The sequence below is a fragment of the Neptuniibacter sp. QD48_55 genome (assembly GCF_047778115.1).
Classification (GTDB): domain Bacteria; phylum Pseudomonadota; class Gammaproteobacteria; order Pseudomonadales; family Balneatricaceae; genus Neptuniibacter.
Genome location: NZ_CP180555.1, coordinates 2253718 through 2268345 on the forward strand (window position 1 = coordinate 2253718; position 14628 = coordinate 2268345).

At 42.9% G+C, this 14628-nt stretch carries 11 protein-coding genes; 8 read left to right on the forward strand and 3 right to left on the reverse strand.

Going from position 1 to position 14628, the window contains the following annotated elements; genetic code table 11:
* Positions 1–162 precede the first annotated feature (162 nt).
* Positions 163–3279: a bifunctional proline dehydrogenase/L-glutamate gamma-semialdehyde dehydrogenase PutA gene (putA, locus tag ACMXYW_RS10425; RefSeq protein WP_415904001.1), complete on the forward strand. Its 3117-nt coding sequence runs from the start codon at positions 163–165 to the stop codon at positions 3277–3279.
* Between the two features lie 128 nt (positions 3280–3407).
* Positions 3408–4721: a diguanylate cyclase gene (locus tag ACMXYW_RS10430; RefSeq protein ID WP_415904002.1), complete on the forward strand. Its 1314-nt coding sequence runs from the start codon at positions 3408–3410 to the stop codon at positions 4719–4721.
* Here ACMXYW_RS10430 and ppnN read toward each other — a convergent pair.
* Positions 4718–6109 (reverse strand): nucleotide 5'-monophosphate nucleosidase PpnN, encoded by a 1392-nt coding sequence (gene ppnN / locus ACMXYW_RS10435; RefSeq protein WP_415904003.1) that lies wholly within the window; start codon positions 6107–6109, stop codon positions 4718–4720. The genes ACMXYW_RS10430 and ppnN overlap by 4 nt on opposite strands.
* Positions 6110–6407: 298 nt before the next feature.
* Positions 6408–7118: a Sir2 family NAD+-dependent deacetylase gene (gene cobB / locus ACMXYW_RS10440; RefSeq protein WP_415904004.1), complete on the reverse strand. Its 711-nt coding sequence runs from the start codon at positions 7116–7118 to the stop codon at positions 6408–6410.
* Positions 7119–7520: 402 nt separating this feature from the next.
* On the opposite strand from cobB, the gene ACMXYW_RS10445 reads away from it, so the two are divergent.
* The 3 genes from ACMXYW_RS10445 (at position 7521) to ACMXYW_RS10455 (ending at position 11851) form a co-directional block, all read left to right on the forward strand.
* Positions 7521–8915, forward strand: coding sequence for a PhoH family protein (locus tag ACMXYW_RS10445; protein ID WP_415881701.1), 1395 nt, complete (start codon positions 7521–7523; stop codon positions 8913–8915).
* 265 nt (positions 8916–9180) lie between these two features.
* The gene (gene yidD, locus ACMXYW_RS10450; protein ID WP_415904005.1) at positions 9181–9468 is read left to right on the forward strand and encodes a membrane protein insertion efficiency factor YidD; all 288 of its coding nucleotides are present in this window, start codon (positions 9181–9183) and stop codon (positions 9466–9468) included.
* A gap of 157 nt (positions 9469–9625) precedes the next feature.
* Positions 9626–11851 (forward strand): hypothetical protein, encoded by a 2226-nt coding sequence (locus ACMXYW_RS10455; RefSeq protein ID WP_415904006.1) that lies wholly within the window; start codon positions 9626–9628, stop codon positions 11849–11851.
* Positions 11852–11931: 80 nt separating this feature from the next.
* Here the strand turns inward: ACMXYW_RS10455 and ACMXYW_RS10460 are convergent, their stop codons facing one another.
* Entirely contained in the window at positions 11932–12738 is an 807-nt protein-coding gene (locus ACMXYW_RS10460) for a mechanosensitive ion channel family protein (RefSeq protein WP_415904007.1), read from the reverse strand.
* 223 nt (positions 12739–12961) lie between these two features.
* Between ACMXYW_RS10460 and ACMXYW_RS10465 the strand changes: the two genes are divergently transcribed.
* The 3 genes from ACMXYW_RS10465 to ACMXYW_RS10475 all read left to right on the forward strand — a co-directional run bounded on the left by ACMXYW_RS10465 (position 12962) and on the right by ACMXYW_RS10475 (position 14613).
* Positions 12962–13531, forward strand: a complete 570-nt coding sequence (locus ACMXYW_RS10465) for a TIGR04211 family SH3 domain-containing protein (RefSeq protein WP_415904008.1) — start codon at positions 12962–12964, stop codon at positions 13529–13531.
* A 552-nt stretch (positions 13532–14083) separates the two neighbouring features.
* A complete protein-coding gene (locus ACMXYW_RS10470) occupies positions 14084–14326 on the forward strand; it encodes a GrxA family glutaredoxin (protein ID WP_415881706.1) in 243 nt (80 codons plus the stop codon).
* Between the two features lie 146 nt (positions 14327–14472).
* On the forward strand, positions 14473–14613 hold the full coding sequence (locus ACMXYW_RS10475) for a hypothetical protein (protein ID WP_415881707.1): 141 nt from the start codon (positions 14473–14475) through the stop codon (positions 14611–14613).
* Positions 14614–14628: the final 15 nt, after the last annotated feature.

Genomic DNA, 14628 nt, shown 5'->3' on the forward strand with positions numbered 1-14628 from the left:
CCACAAGAAACAAGAGAATACATTTCATACAAATAACAACCTGCAACTCTTTAATTCCCAAGCAATTTCGGGATATTTGCCCGAAGACTAAGATCTTTCTTGATAATCCCTACACCTACACAGATGATCAACTACACTGTCTTAAAAAAATGGATTTGTTAGATGCTAACAGTAAGCCAGCTTTTATCTGCAGAGATCTCCCCAGCCGAGCAAGATACATTATGGCGTACCATCACTGACTATTATTGTCATGATGAAAAATCTCTATGCGATCAACTGCTGGAAGTCACGCCAAACTCATCTAAAGCAAAATCCAAGGCAACTGATTGGGCCAACACAATTCGTAATCTGGATAATCCACTGTTTTCTGTAAATACACTCATGTCAGAATTCGGATTAGAAAGTGATGAAGGGATAGCCCTGCTTGCCCTAGCTGAAGCGCTATTAAGGATACCTGATACAGAGACAGCTCAAGCACTTATATACGATAAACTCGATTCTCTTGCACTCGAACCCGCAAAGCTCTTCAAAGCGCATTCCACTTTCCTTGAAAACAGCACCTTTTGGGGCGTTGCAATAAGTCAAAAGCTTATAAGCCAAGAACAATCTGCGGGTAGTATTTTAAACAATGTATGGCAACGCTTAGGTAACACAGTGGTACACCAAGCTCTTGCCATTGCCGTCTCCCAAATAGGTAAGCAATTTGTATTTGCTGAAGATATAAATACCGCCCTAGAACTACGATGTGATCACAATCAAAACACATTGTTCTCATTTGATATGTTGGGCGAAGCCGCTGTATGTAATGAAGATGCTCAAACCTATTTTGAAGCTTATCTAGAAGCCATTCAGACCGCAGGACAAGAAAATCCAGAGAACAATACCAGCATCTCCATCAAACTCTCTGCCTTGCACCCTCGCTTTGAAAATAGTCAATTTGATCAACTTCAAAAGCAACTAATGCATAGGTTATTTCAGCTACTTGTAACCGCTCGAAACCTTGATATAGCTATAACTATTGATGCAGAAGAATCAGAACGTTTAGAAATCACCTTATTGATTTTCGAACAACTACTGCGAAGTGAGCTGTGCCTTGGTTGGGGTAAGCTAGGTTTAGCTGTGCAGGCCTATAGCAAACGTGCGTTGCCGACTCTAAGGTGGCTTTCACTGATCGCAGCAGATTGTGACACACCGATCCCAATCAGATTAGTTAAAGGTGCTTATTGGGATAGCGAAATAAAACGCAGCCAACAAAATGGCCTCATCAGCTATCCGGTGTTCACCCACAAAGCCGCAACGGATCTATCCTACCTGACCTGCGCTAAGTTTCTTTTATCCCAACAATCTGGGTTGTTAAGTCCGCAGTTTGCGACTCACAATGCACTTACTATTGCCCAGATATTAGAGATCTCTACAGATAAAACATTCGAATTTCAGCGCTTACATGGCATGGCCGATCCTCTCTATCAACAAGTCCTATCAGAAACAAATCATAGCTGTCGGATTTATGCCCCTGTTGGCAATCAGAATAATCTACTGCCTTACTTAGTCAGGCGTTTACTGGAAAATGGTGCTAACTCTTCGTTTGTTTTCCAGTTACACGATCCTAATGTCAGTATCGATGAGATTGTCGAATCACCCCATGAAAAAATGCAGAACATCTGTTACGAGTTACCTCTACCAAACCAGGTATTCGAACAACAAAGAGAAAATTCTGCAGGTGACCCTCTAGGAAGTTTAGATTGTTGGCAACAATGGCGTAGCATTATTGAATATTACGGACAAAAAAAATGGTACTGCCAACCCATTATCGCAGGCGAAGTGACTGATGGCCTTAATTTACAACCCGTCCATGCTAATTATCGCTTAGATAAAATCGTTGGCTATCAAAGCACTGCAGATAAAACGCAGATTAAACAAGCGATCAGCATAGCAGAGCAGTTTTTTCCAGAATGGCGCGACCAAGATGTCTCTTCGCGCTGCAAAATCTTATTGAATTACGCACGTTTACTCGAACAAAATAAAGCCGAGTTGGTTTCCCTCTGCATTCTAGAAACAGGTAAAACGCTACAAGACGCTTTAGCTGAAGTAAGAGAGGCTATCGACTTTTGTTTCTATTACGCTGCGCTTGCTGAAAAACAACTATTGCCTGAGCACCTTCCATCCATAACAGGTGAAGAAAACACGCTTCACTACCAAGGGCATGGAGTGTTCCTTTGCATTAGCCCTTGGAATTTCCCATTGGCCATTTTTACCGGTCAGATCGCTGCAGCACTCGTTTGCGGGAATACAGTACTGGCCAAACCGTCATCAAATAGTGGATTAACGGCATTTAAAGCCACCGAACTATGGTACGCAGCTGGCTTACCTGAATATTGTTTACAATTGATACCTTATGCTGGCGCTGAACATTCTGAAGCCTTGTTAACTGATTCACGCATTGCCGGTGTTACCTTCACTGGTTCAACTCAAGCGGCTAGCACCATTAACAAACAATTAGCCAATCGCCATGATGGCTCTATTATCCCGTTTGTTGCAGAAACTGGTGGCTTAAATGCCATGATCGTCGATAGTAGCGCTCTGGTTGAACAAGTCGTGCTAGATGCCACCCACTCTGCTTTTAACAGTGCGGGGCAAAGGTGCTCAGCATTGCGTGTTCTTTACGTACAGGAAGAAATTGCTGAGGTAATCGAGGATAAACTCATCGGGGCTATGCAAACCTTGAATATCGGTAACCCCGAACAGTTGGCAACTGACTTAGGCCCGGTCATTAATCAAAATGCCATGCGTACACTCTACGAACATATTGAGCGTTGCCGTTTACAAAACAACTTGCTGTTTGAACTAGAGCTTTCTGACCAACACAACCAAGGCTGTTTTGTACCACCTACACTCATCCGACTAAATTCCATGGATGAACTAACGGGAGAGGTTTTCGGCCCAATTCTGCACATAATTCGCTACCAAAAACACAACTTAGAACGGGTTATTTATGATATTAATCGTAGCGGATTTGGCCTGACGCTAGGTGTTCATTCCAGAAACGACCTTTTCATAGAGCAAATCACCACACAAGCCCTAGTCGGCAATATCTACATTAATCGTGATCAAATAGGGGCCGTTGTAGGCAGCCAGCCCTTTGGTGGTATGGGGTTATCCGGAACAGGTCCTAAAGCTGGAGGGCCAAACTACTTAAAACGTTTCGTGTGTGAAAAAACCATTACACGGAACACGACCGCATCAGGTGGTAATAGAACGCTTTTAAGTAAAAAACTCTAAAAAAGCGACTTTAGATCAATACGAGAGGAACCTATAGGTTCCCTTACCCCCTCCTAAAGGAGTACACTGCATTCAACCTTCAGCTTAATTTATTAATTAAGCAGATCATTATTTATATGCTGGATGCTATGGCTACTCAAACTAGCGAAGCTTCAATAGATATCCCTCTACTTGAAGTTATTCGTGAAAGCATGATGGATGCTGTTTATTTGATCGACCCCGAAAGCTCAAACATTATTTGGGTAAACAGGGCTGGTTATAAAGATCTACAGATGGAGCAAAATGAAGTTTTGCACCACTCAGTACTCTCGTTACAGAAAGATGTTCATTGCCATGAACACTGGTTAAAAATAGCCGATGTTATCCGCCAAAATAAGAAATTTACCTTCATCGGTAGCCATATACGAAAAGATGGCTCCGAACTCCCTGTCGAAATAAATACTTCTCTGATTGAGCACCAAGGTAAAGAGTACTTCCTCTCCGTCGCTCGAGATATTAGCGCTCGTCGCGCTATAGAAGCTGAAACTCAAGAACGCTCAGAACAGATTTGGTTTGCGGTCAATGCCTGTACAGACGGACTCTGGGACTGGGAGATAAACAGTGATCACGTTTATTTTAGCCCTCAGCTAAAAAAGATGCTGGGCTATGGCCCCGAAGAGATGCAACCGGTTGTTGATACTTGGAAGAACAATGTTCACCCTGAAGACTTACCCCTAGTTTTACAGTCGTTAGAGGAACATATCCAAGGTAAACGTGAGCGCTATGAAGCGACTTATCGTATGAGCAATCGTAATGGTCACTATATCTGGGTCCATGATTTAGGCTGTATTTCTTTGCGTTCTTCCTGTGGTAAGCCCATGAGGGTTACAGGCATGGTTAAGGATATAACCGACTACAAGCAGCAAGAGTTTAAACTCTTAGAACTTGCCGCCTACGACGAACTTACCAAACTGCGTAATCGCCGAGAGTTCAAACGCATCTTTGATATACAGCTAGACTTCGCCAAACGACATGAAAGTTCGCTAAGTCTCTGTTTATTTGACTTCGATTATTTCAAAACCATTAATGATCAATACGGCCATTTAGCGGGAGACTTCGTCTTAAAAGAAATCTCGCGCATTTTAGCCAACAATATACGAAGCACCGACTTCCTATTCCGTTGGGGCGGTGAGGAGTTTGCACTGATCTTGGCTAATACCAGCTTGAATGAAGCTGAAGTTCTAGCTGAGGAATTAAGAAAGCTACTGTCTCAACAAGTATTAAATTATGCAGAGCATAAGATAAAAATCACAGGGAGCTTTGGTGTAGCATCTTACCCTGAATATGGAAAAAACCAATCCGAATTGTTTTTGGCTGCAGACTCAGCTCTTTACCAAGCTAAATCCAGAGGTAGGAACCTCGTCTGCTCACCAGAATCAGAAATAATTCTTGAAAAGAATTAAACCTCTTCTACCTCTGCATCATGTTTCAAACGATAGCAAGGCTGGTATTCCTGATAGTTGATTTTCATTCTTCGTTGATCAACAAAAGAGCCTAATAACTTATCCATCGAAGCCATAATTGCTGGCTCACCGCAGATTTCGAATGCACCAAACTCTTCAATTGCTCTAATTCCTGGCTCTTTAACATTACCCGCAACAATGCCCGATAAAGCACAACGCAGATTAGCTGCTAACTCAAAGTCAGTCTGATCTTTAATTAGCTTTAAGCTCGCCATATTTTCATGGTTGGGCTCGAATGGCTGTTGGAAAGATTCCGGAATATGCATCTGCCAGTTGTAATGGAAAGATTCACTGGTGGCCTTACGATAACGGGTCACCTGTTCCAATCCTTCACGCATCACTTCCGCCACTTCGTGAGGATCATCGACAATAATCTGATATTTACTAGCCGCCTCATCGCCTAATGTGGAGCGAATAAAGTTATCGACCGTTTCAAAATACTCTTCGCTACCTTCCGGCCCCGTCAATACAAGCGGGAATGGTAGGCTATGATTTTTTTCGTGCAGAAGAATACCCAAAATATAAAGGATCTCCTCTGCAGTACCTGCTCCCCCAGGGAATACCACAATACCATGACCTAAGCGGACAAAAGCTTCTAAACGCTTTTCAATATCCGGCATAATTATGAGTTCATTTACGATCGGGTTTGGGCTCTCCGCAGCAATAATACCGGGCTCTGAAATACCGACGTAACGTCCCTCTTTTTGACGTTGTTTGGCATGGGAGATCGTTGCCCCTTTCATCGGGCCTTTCATCGCTCCTGGGCCACAGCCAGTACAGATATTAAGTCCACGTAGGCCCATCTCATAGCCTACTTTTTTGGTGTAATCGTACTCAATACGATTAATGGAATGTCCACCCCAGCAGACAACGAGGTCTGGTTTTACATGCGGACGAATCGCCCCTGCATGGCGAAGAATATGGAAGACCATATTCGTAGTCGCTTCCGATTCGGTAAGGCCAGAACAGCGATGATCTAACTCGGTACCAACATATAGTAAATCACGCAAAACAGAGAAAAGGTGTTCGCGAATACCTGTGATAATCTCACCATTCACGAAGGCCGTGGCGGGCGCATTCACCAATTCAAGCTGAACACTTCGATGCTTTTGACTGATTTTGATATCAAATTTTGCATACTTATCCAAAACCAGCTTAGTACTATCTAATTCGCTACCACTATTCAAAACCGCCAAAGAGCATTGGCGAAATAAGCGAAACAAACCACCCTGACTGGCATCCTGCAACTGGTCCACTTCATAGGGAGAAAGAGAATTAAGGCTTTCTAAGGGGGTAATACTGGTCGTAACGTATTGCTCTGTCATCATAATGACCACCTCCATGGATCGAGCTAAATATATCCTGTTTAGCCGATCCCAAAATAACTTTTCGGCTGAACATCACTTTCGTTCTTCTAATTAAACGACGGCGACAATGTGCTTAGTCTTAAACTTCTGCTGTTAAGATTTTGTGAATACACGAATTAAATAAAGAGACTGAAAGATTGGGGTAAGATTCACAAACAGCAAATTTTTAGACAGCCGACAACTAAGTGAAGTTCCTTAAGAAACTATAGACAGCATCTGGCAAAAATCAAAAAATCCACTTATAAATCAATCGAATATTTCAAATCTGCTTGATAATATCCGCTACAAATTCAGGCACAACTTCACTCGCAGGACCATAAATTCGGTGATCAAAAGCTGATTCTACCCTTGATGGTTCCAAGTTCAGTTCTACCGTCAACGCCGAAGATCTTCCTGCTACTTCTACAAATCCAGCCGCTGGATAAACATGACCAGACGTACCTATGGAGATAAACAGATCGCAGTTTTCTAATGCCGAATAGATCTCGTCCATATACATGGGCATTTCCCCAAACCAGACAATATCCGGTCTCAATGTGCCCGATAGATCACAGCACTCGCAACGATCACTTGGCTCCGTTAGCCCCGTCTCTTTATAGACCTGACCAGAATCACTACAACGCATCTTTAACAATTCACCATGCATATGTAACAAGTTCTGACTCCCCGCTCTCTCATGCAGGTTATCAATATTCTGTGTCACCAACATAAACTGACCGGGAAACTTCTTCTCTAACTCAGCTAATGCAATATGGGCTGCGTTCGGCTTAACTGGATCAGACAGCAATTGCTCCCTGCGTTGGTTATAAAAACGATGGACAAGCTGCGGATCACGCACAAAGGCTTCTGGGGTAGCAACATCCTCTACCTTATGGTCTTCCCACAAACCATCTTCAGCACGAAATGTCCGAATGCCTGATTCAGCGGAGATTCCTGCACCGGTTAAAACCACAATAGAATTAATTGCCATCTTTAAAATCCTTCAAAGCAAATTTGTCACTTGTCATTCAACTGGAACCTATGTATTACTAAGCTATCTTACATAGTAATAGCTGTGCTAATTCAGATTCAAATCTGTCTTAGTTTAGTATTCAGCAATTATCTGAGACTTCGTGGTGGATCATATTTCACAGTACGTCAGTAACAGAATAATCATTACGACTCCGAAACCTACAGAGTCTATCTCTAGGTCAGCAGCCTACTCTGCTGTGCTTGAAGTAGCTAAGCGCCTTCAAAGCTTTGGTCGCTATCGGCCTTTCCATAGCGAATTTAAAAAGCCCCAAACACACTCAATCTTTGATCAGTTCAAACTTTCTATTTTTTGCTCTCTCATTAGCTCACATACTCCCTTCGGCTATATAAGGAACCGGCTATGACTGCCTCTAAACTCTATATACTCGACACCAACGTACTTCTTCATGATCCTAAGTGTCTGTATGAATTTAAAGAACAGGACATCACTATTCCGATGACTGTTTTAGAAGAGTTAGATGACATTAAGGACCGAAAGAAAAATGTATCTCAAGAAGCTAGGGCCGCCATACGGGCCATAGACGACATTCTTAGTCATGCTGATGATGCAGCGGCAATCACCAAAGGGGTCGATATTTTTATCCCGATAACCGCTGCAAACAGTGAAAAGAAATTAGGCCAACTTAGTATCTTTCCCGATCATGAGTTAACAGCTCGCCAAGGCTTTTTGCCACAGAACTCCAATAAAGATAATCAGATCATAAACTGCGCACTTCATCTCCAAGCGACCAACCCTCACCGCGATATTATCTTAGTTACCAAAGATATAAATATGCGCTTAAAAGCCTTAGGTGCTGGGCTAAAACGGGTTGAAGATTATCGTACCGATCAGCTTGTTTCCGACATAGAGCTACTGCCTGCTGGTCATTCCAATATGGAAGGAAATTTCTGGGAACGCGTCGACGATATCAAAAGCTACCAAGAGGGCAGCCATACTTATCATCAGTTTGCCCAATCAGTGCTACCTGAAACTTACCCTTGCGAATATATCTACGATGATTCAGAGGAGTTTGCCGCGCGTGTATCTTCAGTCCGCGATGGTCAAATTACCTTAAGGGACTTAGGTGTCGATCGTTTAATGCAACAGAACTGCTGGGGCATTGAACCGATTAACGTATTCCAAGCATTTGCTATGGATGCAGTCCTAGACCCTGATCTGGACCTTGTCATTCTCAATGGTGCAGCAGGTTCTGGTAAAACATTGATCGCTCTTGCATGCGCTTTAGAGATGGTGATTGAGCAGCAGCGCTACAACAAAATCATTGTGACTCGTTCTACTCCACCTGTTGCCGAAGACATTGGCTTTTTACCGGGTACTGAAGAGGAGAAGATGACGCCTTGGCTAAGTGCGATCCAAGATAACTTAGAAGCGATGCATGAACACGACGAACGCCCGCAAAGCAGCGTGAAATATGCAATTGAGAAAGCAAATATTCAATTTAAGTCGCTGAACTTTATCCGCGGCCGCAGCATTCAAGAAGCGATTGTACTCTTAGATGAAGCTCAAAACTTAACGCCGTCACAGCTAAAAACCATAGTAACCCGTTGCGGTAAGGGCTCAAAGATCATCTGCTTAGGTAACCTCGCGCAGATTGACTCGAATTATCTAACGCCTCTCACTTCCGGCTTAACCTATCTGGTCGAACGCTTTAAAGACTACGAAGGAGCTGCGAATGTCCATCTAGAAGGAATCTTCCGTTCAAGACTGGCTGAATACGCAGAAGAGCATCTCTAATTCGATCATCTAACTCGCCATTTATGCCTTCCCACATCTCCTCATTGATGTGGGAAGGCTTAAAACAACACAAGAACTACTGTTTAACTTTTAATCTACATTAGAATCCTTATAATTAGCTCTCTGTGATTTTTAACCTCTTTTCATTTTTTAGTGGCGCTAAAGATCACATATTGTTTTAATCCTCCCCGGATATATAACCGGGTAAGCCCTTTCTTACCCGGTATTTTTTTCAGAAAACGACTTCAAAATAACGTATCGCCTAATGCTTTCCTTCTTACAGCGCTGCCTTAGCTCACTACTAATTGGATTGGTAAATATCTACCGATACCTTATCAGCCCTGTTATAGGCCCTCGTTGTCGTTTTCATCCAACCTGCTCAAGCTACATGATTGAGGCAATTAAACTCCACGGGCCTTTTAAAGGCGTATGGCTAGGCTTAAAACGACTTAGTAAATGCCACCCGTACAACGACGGTGGTTATGACCCTGTTCCTATGCCTAATAGCTGCTGTGACCATCACGCCGAAAAAGATTCACCCTCCATTAAATAGCAGTTTTTCCTTATAAAGCTAAACAACAGCCTATATTTTATTGTTGATTTTCAGCTTTTTGATTAAGTATCAGTAAGTTATTTCCTTTGACACCTTTCAGCGAAGCATCTATAGGGTTTAAGATAAGAATCTAACCCCTAGGAATAAGCTGGATATTATGTTCACACCGCTGTCAGTTATTCTGTACGTTACCGTTTACATGGGCATCCTATTTGCTATCGCGCAGCTGGTAGAAAAGAGGATTAAAAATAAGGGTGAGCAGAGCGCAGGAAACCCCTGGATTTATGCCCTCTCGCTAGCGGTTTACCATACCTCTTGGACCTTCTATGGCAGTGTAGGGTTTGCTTCGAATTCGGGGCTGCTCTTTTTCAGTATCTATGGAGGGGCATTAATTGGTATCTGTTTCTGGTGGTATTCACTCAGACGCATGGTACAAGCCAAAGAAACCTTCCGCATTACCAGTATTGCCGACTTTATCTCCACCCGTTACAACCGCTCTCAAAAAATTGCAGCCCTCGTCACTATCATCGCTTTAATTGGCATAGTGCCTTATATATCCCTGCAACTAAAAGCGATTATCAGCTCTTTCTCAATCATCACCGACACCCCACAGACAGGCTCTGCATTCGATCTATCGGGTTGGATGGTGACGATTTTTATGATCTGTTTCACCATTATCTTTGGGGTCAGACGCTTAGATCCAACTGAACGCCATCAAGGCATGATCGCGGCTTTAGTTGCCGAATGTATCGTTAAAATTATTGCCTTTATCGCCGTTGGTTTCTTTGTAACTTACACACTTTTTGATGGCTTCGGCGATATATATAGTCGCATACAAACCGCTGGTTTAGAGCACCTAGTAAGTATGAACCACGGTGAAAACAGCGGTGTAATGTGGATCACTCTACTGATCTTAAGCTTCGCTGCGATTCATACACTACCGCGCCAGTTCCATGTCTCAGTAGTTGAGAACTCCAACAAAAACCACATAAAGACCGCTATGTGGCTCTTCCCTGCTTATATGATAGGTATCAACATCTTTGTCGTACCTATCGCAGCAGCAGGATTATTAATGGGAATGCCCGCCGAAAGCGCAGACTTCTTCGTGCTTCTTTTGCCACAACAAGCTGGCAGTGAAAGCCTTACAATCTTAGCCTTTATAGGTGGTTTTTCTGCAGCGACGGGTATGATCATCATCACAACGATGACGCTTTCAACCATGGCATCTAACCATCTTATTTTGCCGACCTTCGAGAAGATCCCTGCGCTACAGCCATTACGTAGCTACCTTCTTCAGCTTCGCTGGGTGATGGTGTCTTTGATTCTTCTCGGCAGCCTCTGGTTTGCAAAAGAGTTTGCAGATTCCTACATTCTTGCAGCTATCGGCCTTCTCTCTTTCGTGGCGGTTCTACAGTTTGCACCAGCCCTGTTTGGCGGCATGTTCTGGAAGAAAGGTAATAGCCTTGGCGCCTTCTTGGGGTTACTCACCGGTTTTATTATCTGGACCTACTGTCTACTCATTCCAACCTTCATTAAACATGGCTGGTTTACAGAGGCACTGTTAGTTCAAGGCCCTTGGAATATTACTGCACTGCGCCCAGAAGCGTTGTTTGGCTTAGACGGTCTGCACCCTGTAAGCCACGCAGTGTTCTGGTCACTTATCTTTAATATTGGCAGCTACATTATTGGCTCAATTATCTTTAGCCCTAATAAAAGCGAAAGAAATCTAACCACTGAATTTATCAGTGCGATGAACGCCTCCCATTCGCGTCGCGCAAGGCCTACAGGGTTAGATGCCTATATTTCACTGCAACCGAAACTGGAAGAAGCGCATAGCCTACTCTCAAACTATCTGCATGAAGATAAAGCTGAGCAAGAGGTCCGAACCATTGCTGAAGACCTCCAGGTTATCGATAAACTGCAGATCACCATTATAGAGCTAGTAGAGTTCCATCGTATGGTGGAGCACGTTCTAGCCGGCTCTATAGGTGCAGCCAGTGCCCATAAAGCGATTGAGAATACGATCCGCTATAACAGTCGCGAAGAAGCTGATCTCAAAGCGCTCTATAGCCATATAGTCACTGAGCTACAATCGACCGAGAAAGACAGCGCTGCTGGTAGCGACGACAGTCACTCCGGTTATGGCTTAATCGAAGACCTACAAACCCAGATCGATGACTTGGAAGATCAGCTCGCAACGCAGCAAAAAACAATCAGCAACATGGAAGTGAAGTTGGAAGCGCGTTACGAAGAGATCTTTAAATATCGTCTCGAGGCGCAAAAGTCTAAACAGGATAATGCTCAATTAAGAAACGAGCTTAAGAAGATACTAAGAGATCGATCAGATGGTGGTTACTCTGCTGAAGCTGAGCAGTCCGAGTAAAGCTACAAACTAGAAAGAAAGATAGATAAAAAAAGAGCCTGATAAATCAGGCTCTTTTTGTAGAAGGAGAAAAGAGAAGCTTACGCTTGCTCTTCTTTGTGAAGATGTACATCCATCTGAGGGAAAGGAATGCTGATACCTTCCTCGTCAAAACGTAGTTTCACAGTTTCAGTTGTATCCCATAGCACTGCCCAGTAATCAGCAGATTTGACCCAAGGGCGAACAACAAAATTCACACTGCTATCAGCTAGCTCAGATACAGCAACAACTGGTGCAGGATCTTTCAAAATACGCTCATCTGCAGCGATGATCTCGTTCAGGATCTCTTTCGCTTTACGCAGATCATCGTCATAACCAATACCAAACACCATATCTACACGACGCGTATCGCGAGCAGAGTAGTTTGTGATTACACCGCTGTAAATTGAACCGTTAGGAATGATTACTTCGCGGTTATCGCCAGTACGCATGATTGTGTTGAAGATCTGAATATGCTCAACAACACCTGCAACACCCGCCGCTTCTACGAAGTCGCCTTCACGGAATGGTTTGAAGATGACAAGCATTACGCCAGCCGCAAAGTTCTTCAGGGAATCCTGTAGAGATAGACCGATCGCTAGACCAGCAGCACCTAATAGTGCGATTAGCGATGTTGTATCAACGCCTAACTGGTTTAGAGAGGCAACAATTACGATCAGTAGTAACGCTACATTCGCAATTGAGGAGACAAAGTTTACCAACATGTCTTCAACTTTGGCTTTGCGTAGTACGCGCTCAAGCAGTTTGGTTACCTGCTTTACGACCCAACGACCAATGAAGAAAATAGCCAGTGCAAGCGCAATATCCACAATCCATGGAAATACGTAAGCATCAAAGAAGTTATCCATTAAGGTTCCCCTGAGAAAGATCTTAAAAAAAGTGAACGAATTTAATCAAAACGAATCTGAACAACAGCCAAACAGGCTGCTGAGGCTGTCTCGCTTCCGGGTATTCTGCACCATTTATTCTAAATTAGAAAAATGAAATCAGAATAACTCCAAAAACAACCTGTTAAGCAACCAGTTTAATCCGTACAATATGCCAAATTCTAGCGTTCAAACAAATGTATCAATGAAAAAGTTACTACTGACTTCTCTTCTACTATTTTCTGTATCTGCTCAAGCGGAAAAAGGTCATATTGCAGACGATGCAATGGTCTACGTTCATAACGGCCCAAGTAATGAGTATCGAATCATTACTCGTATCAAAAGTGGCTCCCCTGTCACTATCTTAAAACGAGACCCTAAGACTAAATACGCTCAGATCCGCATGCCTCAAGGCCGTATTGGTTGGGTAGAACCTTCTGCGGTTGATTCTGGCGATAGTATGTCAGTGCGCTTGCCTAAGCTTCAAAGCAGCTTAGAGAAAAGCCAAACAACCGTGACAGAGCAAGCTCAACAGATCGAAACGCTTCAGCAAGAATCTGCTGCGCTAAAGAAAGACAATCAAACGCTGACTGCAGAAGTTGAACAGTTAAAAGCATCCATTAAAGATCTGAACTTTAAGATCGAATCAAGCGATGAGAGCAATCTGATGCGCTGGTTTACACACGGCGGCCTAGTAGCGCTAGGTGGTGTATTCCTAGGCTTGATCCTTCCTTACTTCCCTAAACGTAAAAAGCGTAAGGATGAGTGGTTCTGATCACTTCAGCTTATACACAAAAAAACCGGAGTTAGAACTCCGGTTTTTTATTGTTTAAAAAGGACTTCAATCAATAAAAAAATCTAAATTTATCGATCATTCCCCTTGACATTAATTACAGCCCTGTAACTTTACACGCAATAGCTGATTGGCCACTCAAAAACAACTTTTCCCATAGAAATAAGGCTAAAAACTCTTTTAAATCATACAGATAAACCATTGGCTATTTTTTAACCAATCCGTTAATCGCAAGGTTTTATCTACCTTTAACGAAGTTCGATAAGAGTTGTTTACAAGGTTATCCACAAAGATTGGGGACAAACCTTCCATCCCCCGAAATCACGCCTTTTCAGCTAAATTTGTGCAGCGCAAAATAGTATTCACAACATATATTAATCACCTTAAAGTCCTACAAAAAACCATACCTTCTCTCGTATAGCATTCTTTAAGATGTTCCATAAAAAGAACCAATCGATTAGATAAACATATCTAATTGGGATCAATCAGCCGCCTCTGTTTCAATTAACACATCACTTAAACGGAGGAAGACAGATGAAACGTATTACTATTTTTGGTCGTGAAGGTTGTGGTTTTTGTTCCCGCGCAAAACAGATTTGTGAAATCAAACAGCTTGATTACCGTTATATCGATATACACCAGGAAGGTATTAGCAAAGCAGATCTTGAGCAAACAGTGGGCAAACCAGTGACTACCGTTCCTCAAGTATTCTGCGGCCAAGAACATATTGGTGGTTTCACTGAACTAGAAGCTTATTTAAACGCACAGGGGGTTTAAATTACTCCCTGATGCCCATATAACTGTTTAGATAGCAGGCTAGGACTAAGATTTTTTCCATATTAGCCGCTAAATAATGATAAGCCTGTTTATTGAGTTATACTGCTAGACAGTTGTACTGGTCTTTCACCAGTTAGGAGTGAGTTATGATGACATTTGCTACATTGGTTGCCATCGCAGCAGGCGTAGTTTTCTTGTATTCCTTAGGAAACAGCACGCCACGTGTACAACCTATTCGTATTGAGAATGAGCAACACCCACAGCATCCAGCGCGTCGTCGCCGTTAATCCATTACCGCTGTG

Coding starts and splice junctions, on each gene's coding strand:
- putA (WP_415904001.1), top strand. CDS start 163: ATGCTAACAGTAAGCCAGCTTTTATCTGCAGAGATCTCCCCAGCCGAG.
- ACMXYW_RS10430 (WP_415904002.1), top strand. CDS start 3,408: ATGGCTACTCAAACTAGCGAAGCTTCAATAGATATCCCTCTACTTGAA.
- ppnN (WP_415904003.1), bottom strand. CDS start 6,109: ATGATGACAGAGCAATACGTTACGACCAGTATTACCCCCTTAGAAAGC.
- cobB (WP_415904004.1), bottom strand. CDS start 7,118: ATGGCAATTAATTCTATTGTGGTTTTAACCGGTGCAGGAATCTCCGCT.
- ACMXYW_RS10445 (WP_415881701.1), top strand. CDS start 7,521: ATGACTGCCTCTAAACTCTATATACTCGACACCAACGTACTTCTTCAT.
- yidD (WP_415904005.1), top strand. CDS start 9,181: ATGCTTTCCTTCTTACAGCGCTGCCTTAGCTCACTACTAATTGGATTG.
- ACMXYW_RS10455 (WP_415904006.1), top strand. CDS start 9,626: ATGTTCACACCGCTGTCAGTTATTCTGTACGTTACCGTTTACATGGGC.
- ACMXYW_RS10460 (WP_415904007.1), bottom strand. CDS start 12,738: ATGGATAACTTCTTTGATGCTTACGTATTTCCATGGATTGTGGATATT.
- ACMXYW_RS10465 (WP_415904008.1), top strand. CDS start 12,962: ATGAAAAAGTTACTACTGACTTCTCTTCTACTATTTTCTGTATCTGCT.
- ACMXYW_RS10470 (WP_415881706.1), top strand. CDS start 14,084: ATGAAACGTATTACTATTTTTGGTCGTGAAGGTTGTGGTTTTTGTTCC.
- ACMXYW_RS10475 (WP_415881707.1), top strand. CDS start 14,473: ATGATGACATTTGCTACATTGGTTGCCATCGCAGCAGGCGTAGTTTTC.